Source organism: Paenibacillus sp. NPDC057886 (assembly GCF_042796655.1).
In the GTDB taxonomy this organism is placed as follows: Bacteria; Bacillota; Bacilli; order Paenibacillales; family Paenibacillaceae; genus Paenibacillus.
In genome coordinates, this window is sequence record NZ_JBHVMZ010000001.1 from 291,111 (window position 1) to 308,142 (window position 17,032).

14 protein-coding genes are annotated in these 17,032 nt (G+C 48.0%); 11 read left to right on the plus strand and 3 right to left on the minus strand.

Annotation, left to right across the window (positions count from 1 at the left end):
- Positions 1-8: 8 nt before the first annotated feature.
- The 3 genes from ACFVQB_RS01325 to ACFVQB_RS01335 all read left to right on the plus strand — a co-directional run bounded on the left by ACFVQB_RS01325 (position 9) and on the right by ACFVQB_RS01335 (position 3,904).
- The gene (locus ACFVQB_RS01325) at positions 9-2,033 is read left to right on the plus strand and encodes a Na+/H+ antiporter (protein ID WP_379434616.1); all 2,025 of its coding nucleotides are present in this window, start codon (positions 9-11) and stop codon (positions 2,031-2,033) included.
- A gap of 88 nt (positions 2,034-2,121) precedes the next feature.
- Entirely contained in the window at positions 2,122-3,060 is a 939-nt protein-coding gene (locus ACFVQB_RS01330) for an aldo/keto reductase (protein ID WP_379434618.1), read from the plus strand.
- Positions 3,061-3,127: 67 nt separating this feature from the next.
- A complete protein-coding gene (locus ACFVQB_RS01335) occupies positions 3,128-3,904 on the plus strand; it encodes a polysaccharide deacetylase family protein (protein WP_379434619.1) in 777 nt (258 codons plus the stop codon).
- A gap of 136 nt (positions 3,905-4,040) precedes the next feature.
- On the opposite strand, the gene ACFVQB_RS01340 is transcribed toward ACFVQB_RS01335, so the two are convergent.
- Positions 4,041-5,582 carry a DHA2 family efflux MFS transporter permease subunit gene (locus ACFVQB_RS01340; protein ID WP_379434621.1) on the minus strand — a complete coding sequence of 514 codons (1,542 nt, stop codon included), beginning with the start codon at positions 5,580-5,582 and terminating at the stop codon, positions 4,041-4,043.
- Positions 5,583-5,590: 8 nt separating this feature from the next.
- Positions 5,591-6,226 carry a biotin/lipoyl-containing protein gene (locus ACFVQB_RS01345; RefSeq protein WP_379434623.1) on the minus strand — a complete coding sequence of 212 codons (636 nt, stop codon included), beginning with the start codon at positions 6,224-6,226 and terminating at the stop codon, positions 5,591-5,593.
- Between the two features lie 200 nt (positions 6,227-6,426).
- Between ACFVQB_RS01345 and ACFVQB_RS01350 the strand changes: the two genes are divergently transcribed.
- From ACFVQB_RS01350 to ACFVQB_RS01360, 3 genes are all read left to right on the plus strand, one after another.
- Positions 6,427-6,897 (plus strand): hypothetical protein, encoded by a 471-nt coding sequence (locus ACFVQB_RS01350; protein ID WP_379434625.1) that lies wholly within the window; start codon positions 6,427-6,429, stop codon positions 6,895-6,897.
- Positions 6,898-7,025: 128 nt separating this feature from the next.
- The gene (locus ACFVQB_RS01355; RefSeq protein WP_063564738.1) at positions 7,026-7,232 is read left to right on the plus strand and encodes a YwbE family protein; all 207 of its coding nucleotides are present in this window, start codon (positions 7,026-7,028) and stop codon (positions 7,230-7,232) included.
- 21 nt (positions 7,233-7,253) lie between these two features.
- The gene (locus ACFVQB_RS01360; protein WP_379434626.1) at positions 7,254-7,844 is read left to right on the plus strand and encodes a DUF4269 domain-containing protein; all 591 of its coding nucleotides are present in this window, start codon (positions 7,254-7,256) and stop codon (positions 7,842-7,844) included.
- A gap of 12 nt (positions 7,845-7,856) precedes the next feature.
- Here the strand turns inward: ACFVQB_RS01360 and ACFVQB_RS01365 are convergent, their stop codons facing one another.
- Positions 7,857-9,296 (minus strand): hypothetical protein, encoded by a 1,440-nt coding sequence (locus ACFVQB_RS01365; RefSeq protein WP_379434628.1) that lies wholly within the window; start codon positions 9,294-9,296, stop codon positions 7,857-7,859.
- 419 nt (positions 9,297-9,715) lie between these two features.
- Here ACFVQB_RS01365 and ACFVQB_RS01370 point away from each other — a divergent pair, with 419 nt between their 5' ends.
- The 5 genes from ACFVQB_RS01370 to ACFVQB_RS01390 all read left to right on the plus strand — a co-directional run bounded on the left by ACFVQB_RS01370 (position 9,716) and on the right by ACFVQB_RS01390 (position 16,932).
- Positions 9,716-11,533: a sensor histidine kinase gene (locus ACFVQB_RS01370; protein WP_379434629.1), complete on the plus strand. Its 1,818-nt coding sequence runs from the start codon at positions 9,716-9,718 to the stop codon at positions 11,531-11,533.
- Positions 11,508-13,127 (plus strand): response regulator transcription factor, encoded by a 1,620-nt coding sequence (locus ACFVQB_RS01375; protein WP_379434630.1) that lies wholly within the window; start codon positions 11,508-11,510, stop codon positions 13,125-13,127. Before ACFVQB_RS01370 ends, ACFVQB_RS01375 begins: the two co-directional genes overlap by 26 nt.
- A gap of 174 nt (positions 13,128-13,301) precedes the next feature.
- On the plus strand, positions 13,302-14,297 hold the full coding sequence (locus tag ACFVQB_RS01380; RefSeq protein ID WP_379434631.1) for an ABC transporter permease: 996 nt from the start codon (positions 13,302-13,304) through the stop codon (positions 14,295-14,297).
- A gap of 17 nt (positions 14,298-14,314) precedes the next feature.
- Entirely contained in the window at positions 14,315-15,223 is a 909-nt protein-coding gene (locus ACFVQB_RS01385; protein ID WP_053783705.1) for a carbohydrate ABC transporter permease, read from the plus strand.
- Positions 15,224-15,405: 182 nt separating this feature from the next.
- Entirely contained in the window at positions 15,406-16,932 is a 1,527-nt protein-coding gene (locus tag ACFVQB_RS01390) for an ABC transporter substrate-binding protein (protein ID WP_379434632.1), read from the plus strand.
- Positions 16,933-17,032 lie beyond the last annotated feature (100 nt).

The following is a 17,032-nucleotide window of genomic DNA, read 5'->3' on the forward strand; positions in this document are numbered from 1 at the left end:
TTGTCATCATGGAACTGTTTATCGCCGTGCTTGTTTTACTGGTACTGATCGGTTTATCGAATATTTTGAACCGGTTTGTACCCTTTATCCCCGTTCCGCTGATTCAGATTGTTCTTGGTGTAGCCATTGCCCTATTACCTGCGGGTGTGCATCTGCCACTGAATCCGGAATTATTTTTCGTGCTCTTTATCGCTCCGTTGCTGTACAATGACGGGAAGCGAACGCCAAGACACGAGCTGTGGAATTTAAGAGCGCCCATCCTTTTGTTAGCTCTGGGCCTTGTATTTGTCACGGTTGTTGTGGCTGGATACGCTATTCATTGGCTCATTCCAACCATTCCGCTTCCTGCGGCTTTTGCACTCGCGGCAATACTGTCCCCGACAGATGCTGTGGCTGTAGGCGCCATGGCAGGACGTGTACATTTGCCCAAGAGTATACATAGGCTTCTTGAGGGAGAAGCATTAATGAATGATGCATCCGGTCTGGTTGCATTCAAATTTGCGATTGCCGCCACGGTTACGGGTGTATTTTCCCTGGCTCAGGCGTCATTTAGCTTTATACTTATCGCGATTGGCGGGTTGCTGATTGGTGCCTTGTTATCGTTCTTGTTGATCCGACTGGGTGTCTGGATTCGGCGTCTGGGTATGGAAGATGTCACCATTCATATGTTATTGCAAATTTTAACGCCCTTCGTCATTTATCTGGTCAGTGAAGAGGTCGGTGTTTCGGGCATTCTTGCGGTCGTCGCCGGCGGGATTATTCATGCTATTGAGCGTGACCGGACCGAGTCTGTACAATTGAAGATGCAGGTGGTATCTGCCAGTACCTGGTCTGTCATTTTATTCATTTTGAACGGGTTGGTCTTTGTCATTCTGGGGGTACAGATCCCGGATGTGCTGAGTACTATCTTCGAGAATGTCTCGTTTGATAACCTCCAAGTACTTGGCTATGTGGGCCTCATTTCAGTGCTGTTGTTGGTGCTTCGTTTTGTTTGGATCTATCTGTTCTGGAAAGGCAATGAAAATTCCGGTGAGGCGTTGTCGAGCGGTAAGCCCCGGCTGAAAGAAATTACGATTATTACTCTTTCGGGTGTGAGAGGGGCTGTAACACTGGCGGGGGCATTCTCCATTCCTTATGTTCTTCAAGACGGGTCTCCTTTTCCTGAAAGGGATCTGATTATATTCTTGGCGGCAGGTGTGATTCTGTTCACTCTGATTGCTGCAAGTGTGTTCCTTCCTATTCTGGCGAAGAACGAAGAAAAAGCGGAAGAGGGCACACCGCAAACGACGGAACGAAAAGCACAGGGCATTATGCTGAATGCTGCCATTCGTGCAGTTAAGTCGGAAATGAATGATGAGAACAAAGCGGCTGCACTTGCGGTTGTTTCCGATCTGTCGAAATATATCAGGCAGGCGGCTGGCGAGCTTACTGCCGGTAAGCGCAAGGACATTTTGAAGCAGGAAACAGCAATTAATCTCATCGCTACACGGGCGGAACGCAAAGAAATTGAAAATATGATGGATGAGAATGTAATTGCTTCCGAAGCCGCCTTTAGATGTAACAGCTGGTTGGATCGTAAGGAAATGATGCTTGCGAACCGCACGAATACCCAGATGATGTTCTCACTCAGTGAAATTGGACGAGTATTTGGACATGTGTTTACGAATCGATCACAGAAGCCGGATCAGCCATTTATGATTGAGAATGCGGACCTGTTCCGTCAAGTGAAGATGCGTACCTCTGAAGCAGCAATCAAAGCAATTCGCGCTAACATGAACGATAGCAACCGGATTGTGGCTCTGTCGGTTATCTCCAGATATGAACGGGTCATTGCCAAATTACGCACCTGGAACCAGGGTAAAACTGAAGATCCATTTGATCAGGAAAAGCTGGAATTGCAAATGGTGGCGATGCAGGAGCAACGTAATACCATACAACAGCTATATGAAAATGGCGAAATTAACCGCGATGTGGCTGCAAAACTCCGTCGATTCATCAATGACGTGGAAGCCACAGCACTGAAAAATACCTAATCCGATAAACCCGATATTTTAAATATGCTTAACCCTTTGATATAATATATGTGAGTTACATACGCTCAGAAAAGGAGATGGATGAGACATGGCAGAACAACGTACTCGCTTGGGCAAAACCGATCTGATTGTTAACCCGATTGGATTGGGGGCAAATGCAGTAGGAGGACATAACATCTATCCGAATATGCTGAATGATGAGACAGGCAAGGATGTCGTTCGTACGGCTTTGAAACAGGGCATTAACTTTTTGGATACTGCTTTCATCTATGGACCTGAGCATTCAGAACGGTTAATTGGTGAAGTGCTGAAAGAAACGGGTCAGCGCCAAGATACCATCATTGCAACGAAAGCTGCACATAAATTCGTGGATGGCAAGGTAGTCTTTGATAACTCGCCTGATTTTCTCAAAACCTCTGTAGATGAGGCTTTGAAACGTCTGCAGACAGATTACATCGACTTGTTTTATATTCATTTCCCGGATGAACGTACACCGAAGGATGAGGCTGTAGGTGCGCTGAAACGTTTGAAGGACGAAGGTAAAATTCGTGCCATCGGAGTTTCCAACTTCTCCATAGATCAGTTGCGTGAGGCGAATCGGGATGGAGATGTGGATGTACTGCAGTCTGAATATAATTTGTTCAAAAGAGAAGCGGAGAAGGAATTACTGCCCTTTACGGCAGAGCATGACATTTCTTTTGTACCTTACTTCCCTCTGGCAGCAGGTCTGCTGGGCGGCAAATATAATCGTGATACAACCTTCCAGGATGGACGGGCGAAGAACCCGTTATTCACTGGGGAAGCCTTTATTCAGAATCTGGACAAGGTGGAACAACTACGCAGCATTGCACAGTCCAAGGATACTGAGGTCGCACATCTCGTTCTGGCCTGGTATTTGACTCAGCCGTCCATCGATGCGCTCATTCCTGGTGCCAAGAAACCAGAGCAGGTCATCAACAATCTGAAAACACTTAATGTTGAGCTCTCAGCTGAGGAAATTGCAGTCATTGATCAAATATTTCGTTAAATAGTTCTGGTGAATCGGGAAATGCTAACAGAGAGTTTACGTTTGAAGATAAAGAGAGGACATAAACATGAACCTGAAGGCAGCCCGATGCATCGGATTGTGTATGCTGGTTATTTTGCTTGGCAGCAGCTCTGCCTACGCGAAACCTGTGCAGAAGAATCGACAGTATTATGAGGAACGGGGAGAGATTGTGTGGGAGGTTCCCACGCATGACAAACTCATCGCATTGACCTTTGATGATGGACCAGATCCGGTCCAGACCCCGCAGATTCTGGCTTTGCTCGAGCAATATCAGGCCAAAGGCACTTTTTTTGTGCTTGGCAAATGGGCGGAAAAATTTCCTGACCTGATTAAGCAGGAGCAGCGGGAAGGACATGAAATCGCCAATCATACGTATGCACATACGTACGCGGTCAGGTCAACAAGGGCGGATAAGTACAGCCATGAAATGAACATTGCGGAGAAATCCATTGTTGAAGCAGGGGCGCAGCGTCCCACGTTGTTCAGACCCCCTGGAGGCTATTACAATGACATGGTCATTCAGGTCGCCAAGCAGCAAGGCTATACAATTGTGCTATGGTCCTGGCATCAGGACACACGTGATTGGGCTTCACCAGGCGTATCAGCCATTGTGAACAAAGTGCTGAAGAACGCACGTAACGGGGATATCGTTCTGTTTCATGACAAGGTGGAAGGCAAGTCCCAGACGGTTGCTGCGCTAAAAACGATTCTGCCCAAGTTGCAGGAGCAAGGCTACCGTTTTGTAACCGTATCGGAACTGCTTGCCGTTAAGGCGAGAGAGGCTGCCAAGGATGACAATGCATCCTTACCCCAGCATCCATAATGGAAGACAAAAACCGCAGGTCTCTGGATTGAAGAGACCTGCGGTTTTTTATTGTTTCATTTTATCTAAGTGAAGCTTGCGAATCATAACTGTCATACAGGGTTGTATATAGGGTATTGGGTTGTCCAGTGCAATTTTAGCGTTCAGGCTTGACTTTACGAGGACGGGAGCGAGCCCGCCGCAGGAATAACGACAGAAACAGACCAATGATCGAAATCCAGGTCGCTACAATGAAAGCATCATTAATACCTTCAATGGTTGACGTCTGAACAGCGATACCATAGAGCTGCTGTAACGCAAGACTGGAACCTTGTTCAGGAGGCATTCCTGCTGCAGTAGCCATTTGCGTACCAAGCATACCCACTTGTTCTGTCAGTGCTACATTGGTTGTGGTCACGGTGTTGCTGTAATCTGCCAAATGAATGCCTGCGCGTGTCGCCATCACGGTAATGAGCAGGGCGGTCCCGATCGAGCCTGCGACCTGCCTGACCGTATTGGACATGGCCGTACCATGACTGGTGAGATGAGGCGGCAATTGGTTTAACCCCTCTGTCTGCACGGACATCATAAGCATGGACATACCGAAGCTGCGGAACGTATATAGCATCATGATATGACCATAGGGCGTCTCCCCCGTCAACTTGCTAAACTCAAAGGTGGAGATGGCGGTAATGATCAAACCGACAATGGCGAGGGGGCGAGAGCCGATCCGGTCAAACAGGGCACCTGAGATAGGAGACATGACGCCCATTAGCAATGCACCAGGCAGCAGCAACAAGCCGGATTGCAGGGGAGAGAATCCCCTTATATTTTGCAGATAGATCGGTAACAGCAACATTCCACCAAAGAGTGCCATGTTAATCGTTGCACTGACCAGCGTAGAGATGGTGAAGATGTCGTATTTGAATACACGAAATTCCAGCAGAGGGTTCTTCATGGCCGTTTCTCTAAGAACAAAGAAGACAATGAAGAGTACTCCGATAATCAGCGTCAACAGCACGGTTGCACTGGTCCAGCCTTTATCCCCGGCAGAGCTGAATCCATATAATAGAAAGCCGAAACCGATGGTGGAGAATAATGCGCCAAAACCATCAAATTTCGGTGAAGTAAGCTTGGACACATTTCTCAGCCAAATGAAGGCAAACAAAATATCAAGCAAGGCAAGCGGGATGACCATGTAGAACAGAATCCGCCATGTATAATGTTCCACGATCCATCCCGATAACGTCGGGCCAATGGCCGGAGCAAACATCATGGCAATGCCCATCGTGCCCATGGCGGTTCCCCGCTTCTCTGGAGGGAAAACGGTCAGAAACACGTTCATAACCAAAGGCATAATAATACCAGCCCCACTGGCTTGTACGATACGACCGATGAGCATGACCGTAAATCCAGGACTGATGGCACAAATCAACGAACCTAACGTAAACAATAGCATCGCAGTCACGAACAATTTACGGGTACCGAACGACTCAATCAAGTAGGCAGTAATCGGAATGAGTACCCCGTTCACCAGCAAATAGGCTGTGGACAGCCACTGCACGGTCGTTGCTGAGACGTTAAAGTCATTCATCAGATGGGGGATGGCTACATTGAGCAAAGTCTGGTTCAGAATGGCGATAAAGGCGCCGAGCAGCAGGACAGCGATGGTTTTCCCAAGTGACACTTGATTATCCATCAGCAGCCTTAGATATGAACGCGCACGGTAGCGCTCATGCCGGGAACCACACCCAGTCCTTTATATCCTTCGATTGTAATGATGATCGGGATGACTTGTGTTACTTTGGTGTAATTCGCATTTGTATTGGACGACGGCAGCAGTGAAAAGGAAGATGCAGTGGCAAGTCCGATCTGGTCTACTTTGCCAGTCAATGTGGTGTCTGGAAAAGCATCGACATATACATCGACGATCTGACCCTCTTTAATTTTATCAATCGCGGTCTCGTCCACATTGGCCGTCACGTACAGGTTATTGAAATCATAGGCCCGTGCGAGGGGCGTACCGGCAGATACTAGCGAATTTTCGACAGCGGTCTGTTGTACAATGGTGCCATTAACAGGCATCGTCACGGAGGTTGATTTTCCCGCAGCGGTGACAGTGGCGACGGTATCACCTGCATTAAATGTTGTACCTACCTTACCTTTCCAGGATCGAAGCTCACCACCTACTGCGGAAGCCACGGAGATAGGCTGTCCGGTAACAAGCGCATTATCGGTTTTAACGTAGCTGGTGGATTGGTTGTAATAGTAGATCCCGGCCGCCCCGGCTCCCAAAATCACCAGAATAACGATGATATTGATCAAAATGGCACGTGAATTCATGCTGATCATTCCTCCTCAATTCGGTTATCTGTAAATCTTCTCTTTAATCGATGCTGAAAGTCTTCTGCTGACAATCCTGTTTGGAGCATTCCCGCTACTTTGTCGGTCTATACGAAACAAGGTGAAATAATATTAGCAGAATAGGGCACCAATATATTGATTAAGGCTGCTTACAGGCGGATGATAAGGAGGATGCTCATATGTTGATCATTTTGGCGGTAATTGTTGTTATTGGGGTTGTGTTTCTGATGATTTATAACTCCAGATCGTCCCGCAAGGCTGCAGAAGCACGAGCTTCCAAAATAGCAGAGGTAAATGAGGGGCCTGTCCTGCTGCATGAAGAAGATCAAACCCGGAAGGAAGACAGAAGTTACGAGCAGACAGAGCATACAGAGGTTTTAGAACATGAAGAGCACAAGCAAACGGAGATTCACCAGATGGATTCCACTTCGGAAGTGGTCCCTTTACCTCAGAAAAGAGAGACGCAGACGACAGATAGCGATCAAGCTTACCGTCAAGCACTGCTTCATTTCCGTAAGCCGGCTGAAGTGGAAGAGGAAGCAGTGCTGACGGATACAAATGAACCTGAAAAAAGTGCAGATGAAGTCTATCGATCAGCTCTGAAAATGATGAAAAGCAAATCTTCTGATTCCTCTTCAAAACGAAAGTAACCATTCAGTTATGTTTTTGAACACTGGGTATGGCTTTCGTTTTCATTCCAAAACGTCTACAATAGATGAAGCTTTGTGTGAATTATGGCTACATGACATGGAATACGTTGAAGAGGAGAGGGAAACCCATGAACGGACAACAACGAGTAAATATCAAACCGGGTCTTGAAGTGGATATCGTGCTCAAGCAAGATCAGCCGACAGGCAAACTGACACGTGGTATCGTGAAGGATTTGTTGACCAAATCGCCTACACACCCGCATGGGATCAAAGTACGTTTGACCAGCGGACAGGTAGGGCGTGTCAAACAAGTCGTTACAGGAGCGTCGGAATGAGTCGATGCCCAAGGTTGTGACATGATTACAACTACGGATGTAATGGCACATCTGGCCTCGGGGAACGAGCGACAGCAGGATGCGTATAAGGTGTTGCAATCTAGTGGATTGTTAAGCATATTGGCTGCTTACCAGCCTTATCCGGCCGGAACAGTGCCCATTGATATTGATATTCCCGGCAGTGATCTTGATCTATTATGTGAGGCAGCGGATCTGGGAGCGTTCGAAACCTTAGTGCACCGACAGCTGGGCGGCATGCAGGGTTTTCGATGCAACCGGGGGGATGGCCGTACAGGCCAGCGTCCTTATGTGACCTGTTGTGTGGATATTGGAAACTGGCCTATAGAGATTTTCGCTCAGTCCGTATCTGTACGCAGACAGAATGCTTATATTCACATGTTGGTAGAGTGGGAATTGTTGCAACTCTGGGGTGCAGCAGGACATCGGGAGATTCGCAAACTGAAGCTGGAAGGCTTGAAGACGGAGCCTGCATTCGCTACTGTATTAGGACTTCAGGGAGACCCCTATGAGGAATTGCTTCATCTGGCCGCAATGAGCAAGGATGAGCTTTGGCAATGGGCCCGCTTGCGTACATCTTTTCGGTTCGAATAAATGTTCCCGCAATCAGATTAAAAAGATAGCCACAATTGTAGTCACTATTAATCCCAGCAGTACCGGCTTCAGATTGCGGCGTGCCAGTTCAAATGGACTGACTCCGCAAATAGCAGCGGCTGGAATTAAGGCCCATGGAATTAAGGTCCCACCGCCTACCCATATGGCGGCGACCTGACCCAGTGCCGTCAATACAGGTGCGGAATCTGCCGAGCCTGCAAACATGGACGCAATGGAGCCGACCAGGGATATCCCTGAGAACCCTGAACCATCCATTCCCGTGACCGCTCCGGTCACCGTCATCGTTATAGCGCCTACCGTATTATTCAATGGCACCAACCCTGCAAGAGCAACCCCTAAATCATTCACAATACCGTGTGATCCAGCAGGCAGCGGGTTGTTGAACAGCTCTGTGATCGCAGCATCCCCAAGATAAAAGAAAGCGGCAATTGGTATGACAGGCCCAAACACCTTGAATCCGAACTGAAATCCTTCAATTAAATAGTTTGTTGTTTCTTCCGGACCTGTATGACGATGTGCGGCAAGTGATACGGCAATCAGAATGAGCACGGCTGTTCCACCAATTAATGCTGTGGCATCCCCACCTTGAAGTTTTAACACAAACATCAGGATGACATCCACTGCGAATAAGAGCGGGATGATTAGAGCGAACGCCTCTTGCAGACGTCGAGGCATAGATTGACGTTGAACCTCCGCTTCCCCGGGCAGGGGTGCAGAATCAGTAGCAAGGGCAGGAGGAGTGATCGTTGCTTGACCAGGCACAGGAAAGTGCAGATGAACAGCGGAACCAGACTTCATCTCTTTGCGCAGCATCCAGAATGCTGTAAATGTAGACACTGCTCCCATAACAATGACCAACGGGATGCTTGCGGTCATCACAGAGGTTACGGGAATTCCAGCTGCATCGGCTGTAAGTTTGGGAGCCCCTTGGATAATATAATCTCCTGACAATGCGATTCCATGGCCGAACAGGTTCATGGCAATGGCGGCGCCAATAGGAGGAAGACCCACTCGTACCGCTACAGGAAGAAGCACAGCTCCGATCAGGGCAACGGCGGGTGAGGGCCAGAAAAACAGGGATACGACCATCATGATCAGTCCAATTCCCCAATACGCGACCTGTGGAGAATGGATAAAACGGGTGAGTGGTGACACCATAACCTCATTAATTCCCGTCCGAATAAGCACTCGGCTCATCGCAACAATAATTGAAATGATAAAAATGGTGCTGAGCAGTTCCTTGGTGGCATAGATAAAACTGCTGAAGATGCCGGCAACCGATCCACTTAATGTTTCTGTCGCCAGAAGTCCAATGGTCATGATACCTGTGATACAAATGATAGTTGTATCTCTGCGCCGGACCATAACGGCAACAATCAGGATGATAAATGCAAGGTATACATAATGCAATGGGACGAGTTGAATATTCATCGTACATGCCTCCCTCCCCCCTGGTATTGACTCCAAGGAGTTCTATATCGTATGCATGTCACCACCGGGCGTTCGTGGAGTAAGGGGACATGGCACAGCTTTTATTTTTAAGGTGAGGTTTCATCCATCAAGTGAGCAGGATTTTTTTTACAGAATGGAGAACTTATGTAGAACATACGGCATTGGACTTAACTGAAAGCCAAGGAGAAGTCACCAGAATTGACAAAGAGAGGTCACGGTAACACATAGACAGAGGCAGGCGACCATAATTACAATTAACATGCTGTAATACGGAAAAAGTTGGAAGTGATGCATGAGGGAATTAACCGAAAAGGAAGAGATGTGGTTATTACTGATAGCGGTTACAACAATAAGCTGTGAAGAAATTAATTCCATGTGGAACAAAAGGGCGGGAATTCATGAATTTTATCCGTTCACTGCGCTTTAAGTTTATTGTGGGTCTGACATTGATCATGCTGCCCTTGTTCTTGCTGCTCTATTACAATAACGTGTACGCCATGAAGGTGGTACGTGATCAAGTATCTCTCACCAATATGAATCATCTTGCCAAGAGTGTAGAACAGAATGAGCGTGTGCTGCAGGAGACCAATCGTTATTTATACAGTCTGGGAGAGAGAGACCCGGATATTATCTCTTTGTTTTTCCTCGAATACGGTAGTGGCGATTATATTATTGCGAAACAGCGTATTATGAACAAATTCATGACGGATATCGGTTTTTATAATCTGATTGACTCTTTTTTTCTATACGATGCGGTGAATGATGATCTGTTATTGGCGACCTCAGGCAATTATGATGTCAAAAAGTCGGTAGTGCAGGAGAGTATGCCTGTCCAGATGCAGCAACTCGAGGGAGATATTCAGAAGCCGGAATGGAGCATTGTTCATGGTGGAACATGGAATGCTCTTGTCAAAACAGTTCGCATTAATTCTCAGTTCTATGCGGGGGCACTCGTTGACATGAATGCAATGAATCACCCCGAACAATTCACGGAATCCGGTGATCGGGGAGGTGCGGTCATCGTGGGGGCAGATGGCGGGGCGCTGTCCGATTCAGCCCTGAACTCGGCACAAATCAAACTGGCCGCAGCCCATATCATCGGATTGAATAATCCCTACCAGGTGATCTCTGAAGTGACCTCCACAGGCAGTGCGCGTCAGTACCTGATGCTTGGCATTGCCTCAGCCATGTCTGAGATGAATTATATTGTGCTGTTACCCGAGGAGGACATGATGCGAAACCTGCCATTTTTTCAGCAGATCATTCGCCTGCTTCCGATTGGGGCAGCTGTCATCCTGATCACTGCGCTGATCTTTCTTAGGCAGCTCCTGTTCCGCCCGATGAATGTGTTGATTCGCGGGATGAGAAGGGTCAGCCTGGGGGAACTTGATGTGAGACTGGAGACACCGTCATCGTCCGAACTGGAGTTTTTCACGCACAGCTTCAATCAAATGACAAGTGAAATCCGGCATCTGAAGATTGATGTGTATGAAGAGCAGCTGCGAACGCGGGAAGCCGAGTTCAAGCAATTACAGATGCAGATCAATCCTCACTTTTATCTGAATTCATTAAATATTATTCATAGTTTGGCTTCACTGCAAAAGCATGAGCTGGTGCAGCAGATGGCTGGCCATCTGGCTGATTATTTCCGGTTCAGCCTGCGTGCTGGCAAGCGTGTCATCCGATTGGATGAAGAATTGGAACATATCCGTCACTACCTGGAAATCCAAAAGCTGAGATTTCCGAACAAGCTGGATTTCATATTGGATATTGCGACTGATCTCGAGCATTATGTGGTACCGCCCTTGACGATTCAGCCTTTTGTGGAAAATGCCATTATTCATGGTTTTCAGCGGCGTTCAGAACCATTTGTAATTCGAATAAGAGCTTGGAAATCGAAAACGTTATCTGAGTCTCATTCAGACAGGGGTACTGAGGATTATTCCGTCCTCCACCTTTCCATTACGGATAACGGTGTTGGATTTGAACAAGACATACTGGAACGTCTGCAACTGGGGCAATACGCCGAAGATCCGGGTGGACAGCACATTGGCATCTGGAATGTGGCTTATCGACTGATCGTGAAGTATGGCGAAAGTGCCGGATTGCAATTCATGAATCAGTCAGACGGAGGAGCAGCAGTCATGATTCATGTCCCTGCCCAGACGGAAGAGGAAGAAGGGGGAGCCTATGCGGAACCTATTGATCGTGGATGATGAAGTGTATGCCTTGCAAGCAATGGTGGAAGGGGTAGATTGGAGCCTGGCTGGAATTGACCAGGTATTCAGTGCTGGCGATGCAGAAGAGGCAAGAATGCTGTTAAAAGCCCAACCCATTGATATTATGATCTGTGATATTGAAATGCCGGGTGAAACGGGACTCGACCTGCAGAGCTGGGTATTGAAACATGATCCTGGCATACTGACAATCTTTCTGACGGGGCATGCCCTGTTCGATTATGCCCAGACGGCGATCAAGCTGAACAGCTTCGACTATGTGCTGAAGCCTGCTCCAGCGGATCAGTTGCTCAAAGTGGTGACGCAGGCAATTGACAAAATCAAGGATGGAGAACAGCATTCACGCACCAATGAAGTATATGAGACCGTGTACAAACGTTGGCAAACCCACAAACCTCTCCTGACAGAGCGTTTCTGGAAAGATGCCGTCTCACAGCGTCTCACCCTAACCCCGCAAAAGTTGCAGGAACTGGCGGAGGTCTATGGAGCCGAGATTGATCCGCAAGCTCGTGTTCTGCCGATTGTCATATCGGTTGAGGAATGGGTTCGGGAATTCGACCTGCGGGATGAGGAGGTGCTGGAATATGCGCTTCGCAATGCGGCCAAGGAGATGCTGCTCGGTGACAAACCCGGCGAAGTGTTTCAAGATCACAGTGGACTGAATATTGTGCTTGCATACGAACAAGATGGTATCGTACCAACGGCGAGTGAAGTGGCACAAAGATGTCAGAGCTATATCAAGGAGTGTGGTACCTATTTTTATTGCCGATTGTCCTGTTACGTCGGAGTCCCGGTTGCTGTTACAGATTTACAGGGGATGCTGAATGAGCTGATGGACATGGAGCGTCGCAATATCAACGAGCTTGAAGGGGTCTTTATCTATGACGAGGTGGGCCGGGATACGGAGGATCGCTTTTTGCCAATACCGTGGTTTTCCGAGCTGTCCATCCTGTTCGAGACGGGAAAGTTTGACGACCTGCGCGAGCGGGTGGATGAAATCTTTGAATTACTGGCTTCACAGGAGCGTTTGTCACCCGAAATGCTGCACTTGTACTATCATGCGATGCTGCATGTAATCTACCCGTTGCTTCATCAGAAAAATGTATCCGTACGCAGCCTGTATCCCGGAGAACGGGAGCCGGAAGAAAACGTTGTGACACGTTCGCTGCCCCAACTGAAGCAGTGGACATCAGACCTGATCAGTCGTGCCATCCCGGTATTGTATCCGGACGATCACAGTCCAATGACGATTGTGGACCAGTTATGCATTTACATTGAAAATCATATTGGTGAAGAGCTGATGCGGGAAGAACTTGCATCCTTTGCCGGATTTAATCCGGCCTATCTATCCCGCCTGTTTCGTAAAGAAAAGGGCATGTCGCTTTCCGAATTCATTCTCCAGCGCAGAGTAGCCAAAGCGAAGACCTTATTGTCCCAGTCTACCGTGAAGGTGACGGATATCGCAGGCAAGGTCGGGTACTACAATTACTCTCATTTTACGAAAATGTTCAAAAAGTGCACGGGCATTACCCCACAGGAGTTTCGCAAACAGTCCCGAACGGTACAGATTTGACGCAGCATGCTGCGTCTTTTGTTTTTTTGTGCCCTAAAGTCATAATTTGATAAGTGAACAGGTCACCACAGCAGATAGTGGAGCTGAACGCCCCGCCGTATACTTGAACCACAGGAGACACAGCGGTGTTTCATCCTGAGGATGAAATTCAAGAGGAGTGAGGGAGAACAAGTTATGAAGACACAACCCCAGGCGGGTAAGGCAGCACGTCTATCGGATGGAAGGAACCTACCGGATATACCGGTTCGAAAACGAAAGTCTGTCCTGTACAATCTAGGTAAATTCAAGGTTTTGTATCTCATGTTTTTGCCAGGCATTCTGTTTCTTCTGGTGAACAACTATATGCCGATGTTCGGCGTTCTGATTGCATTCAAAAATGTAAACTATGCCGACGGTATTTGGGGCAGCCCGTGGAGCGGCTGGGATAATTTCAAGTATTTGTTCTCCACCAGCGATGCTTGGGAGATCACACGTAATACGCTCGCATATAACACCGTATTTATTGCGCTGAATTTATTTGTAGGTGTAGGGCTTGCGATTTTGTTGAATGAAGTGAAGAACAAGGCGATGTCCAAATTGTATCAGTCACTCATGCTGCTTCCGTATTTTCTGTCGATGATTGTAGTCAGCTATCTGGTGCTCGCGTTTCTCGGCAAGGATTCGGGCTTCATGAACTCGACGATTCTTCAGCTCTTTGGCGGACAACCAATTGACTGGTATTCAGAGCCCAAGTATTGGCCGTACATTTTGCCGCTGGTGAATACATGGAAGAATATTGGTTATTATGCCGTCATTTATCTGGCAGCAGTGGTAGGTATCGATGAGGAATATTATGAAGCGGCCGTGCTGGATGGTGCGAGTAAATGGCATCAAATTCGTTTTATTACCGTTCCGTTTCTCGTGCCGCTGATTGTGATTATGACATTGCTGCAGATCGGTCGTATTTTCTATGCGGATTTCAGTCTGTTCTACCAGGTTCCGCTGGAATCGGGCGCATTATTCCCGGTCACGAACGTTCTGGATACGTATGTGTACCGAACCTTCCTTATTGGGGGCGATATCGGGATGTCCTCGGCAGCCGGGCTCTATCAGGCTGTGGTCGGATTTGTGCTTGTTCTCGTATCCAATACCATCGTAAGGAGAATGGACAAAGATAATGCATTATTTTGAGAGGAGGCAAGCCAGCTGTGAAATCACGTGATCCATTAGCCGTGTCGCGGCGTTCCGCGTCTATCATACACGCTATGTTTATATTCTATGCCATTGCCTGCATCGTGCCGATCCTGCTTGTCTTCGCGATCTCATTCTCGGACGAGACGACGGTCATTGCGAACGGGTATAAGCTGATTCCGGAGAAGTTTAGCCTGACTGCCTATGAGTTTCTGTTCAAAGATATGGATCAGATCATCCATTCCTATGGCATTTCAATTATCGTAACCGTGATAGGTACAATAACGAGTGTAGCACTGACGGCATTGTACGCGTACCCGCTCTCCCGGAGGGATTTGCCGTATCGTGGGTGGTTCGCCTTTTTCATCTTTTTCACCATGCTGTTCAATGGCGGTCTGGTCCCTTGGTATCTCGTCTATGTGAACGTACTGGATTTGAAAAACTCGATTCTGGCACTGATTATGCCGCTGCTGCTGTCACCGTTCTTCGTACTTGTCATGCGTACGTTCTTCGCCAATTCCATTCCCGTATCGATTCTTGAGTCGGCACGGATTGATGGAGCGGGTGAATTGAGAACGTTTACACGTATCGTACTTCCGCTCTCCCTTCCGGTGATGGCGACCGTTGCACTGTTCAGCACATTGAATTACTGGAACGACTGGTATCTCAGCATGATTTTTATATCTGATAACCGGACGATCAGCCTTCAGTACCTTATGTACCGGACGCTGCTCGATATTCAATATTTAACATCCAACTCCAATGTCTCTTCACAGATTTCGTCACAGGGCGGATTGCTGAATCTGCCGAATAAAACACTGCAAATGGCGATGGCTGTTGTCGGTATTGGTCCAATCGTACTGGCATATCCATTCTTCCAGCGGTATTTCATCAAAGGCCTTACAGTAGGCGCAGTGAAGGGGTAGCTCCGGCCGGTTAGCGGAGAGGGCAACGGATAATTGAAGATGGACCTGAGAGGGCATATACAAAAAGCAGCCAGTGCAGACACGCCGGAGGGCCGGCAAGCGAACGGACTTTTGCAGATTGGGGAACATTGCGAATTGGGGCAATCGGTTGCAGGGTCCAACATATGACGGGAGGGGTTCACTTGGTTAGAACGTTTAAGGTATGGCCGCGTATCGCGGCAGCAGGTATGGCGCTGAGCCTGGTGCTGGCAGGTTGCTCATCAGACAAAGGCGGAACAACACCGGAAGCACAGGGTGGCGGTGCAGCGGAGAGTGGGGGCAAGCCCTATGAAGTGACGTTGTATTATCCGGGGACACCACAGAAAGATGTGGCTCTGGTCGAAGCCGAGATCAACAAAAAGATGGAGCCAAAGATCGGGGCAACACTCAAGATTAATGCGATCGACTGGGGTCAGTGGGATAACAAGCTGAATCTTATGATCTCTTCCGGCGAAAAATCAGACATCATTTTCACGGCGGCATGGCAAAATTATACCGTCAATGTGGCAAAAGGTGCATTCTTGCCGCTCAATGATCTGCTTGACAAGTATGGGCAGGATATCAAGAAAAATCTCGATCCAGCCTTTCTGGAAGGCTCCCAGGTGGATGGCGTGAATTACGGCGTTCCTACCAACAAGGAATTGGCAGCGACGCGTGGTGTACTGGTACGCAAAGATCTGGCTGACAAATACAAGCTCGATCTGACCGCAGTGAAAACGTGGGCTGACCTGGAGCCGCTGCTCAAAACGATCAAGGAAAACGAGCCGGGCGTTACCCCGTTCTATATGTCCAATACGAATGGTAACGGGCTGCTGGAAAATCTGGACTGGGATTATCTCGGTGATGCATCCGTTCCAGGTGTCATCTCCAAAACAGCGGGTACAACGAAGGTACTGAACGAAGTGGAGACCCCTGAATTTAAGGAAGCGGCTGAGCTTGCACGCAAGTGGTATCAGGCTGGATACATTAACAGTGATGCAGCAACTTCCAATGTATTCCCGAAAGATCAGGCGAAGGCAGGCAAGGCTTTCCTGTGGACCGATGGCATGAAGCCGGGCAAGGATAAGGAAGAAGAAGGGTACGTTGGATATCCACTGACCCAGATTGAGATGACACAGCCTACGATTACTACCGGGGATGCTTCCGGTGCGATGCTGGCGATCTCCCGTTCCTCTGAGCAGCCGGAGAAGGCGATGCAAGTTATTAACCTGCTGCATTCCGACAAAGAAATCAACAACCTGCTCAACTTCGGAATTGAAGGCACACATTATGTGAAAAAAGAAGGACAGGACAACATTATTACCCTCCCGGAAGGGGTAGATGCGAACAGTCGCACATACAATCCGGGCGCACAATGGCAGCTGGGTAACCAGTTCCTGAACTATCTCTGGGATAATGAAGATCCGCAGAAATGGGAAAAGTTCAAGGAATTTAATGCCAAAGGCGTTAAGTCTCCTGCACTGGGCTTTACGTTCAATAGCCAATCCGTCAAAAACGAAATTGCTGCGGTCAACAACGTGAACAAACAGTTCAAACCGGGTATGACCTCGGGTGCAGTAGATCCGAACGAGATGATCCCGAAATATCTGGAGAAGCTGAAAGCCGCAGGTATTGATAAAATCATTGCAGCCAAACAAGAACAGCTCGACGCATTCCTGTCGAAAAAGTAGAGTAGAGTTGAGTTGCAAAACCAAAGACGTTTTCGGTTCAAAACCGGAGCGTCTTTTTTTATTTGGATCGTAAACCATAATAAGGAAAAATATGATATAA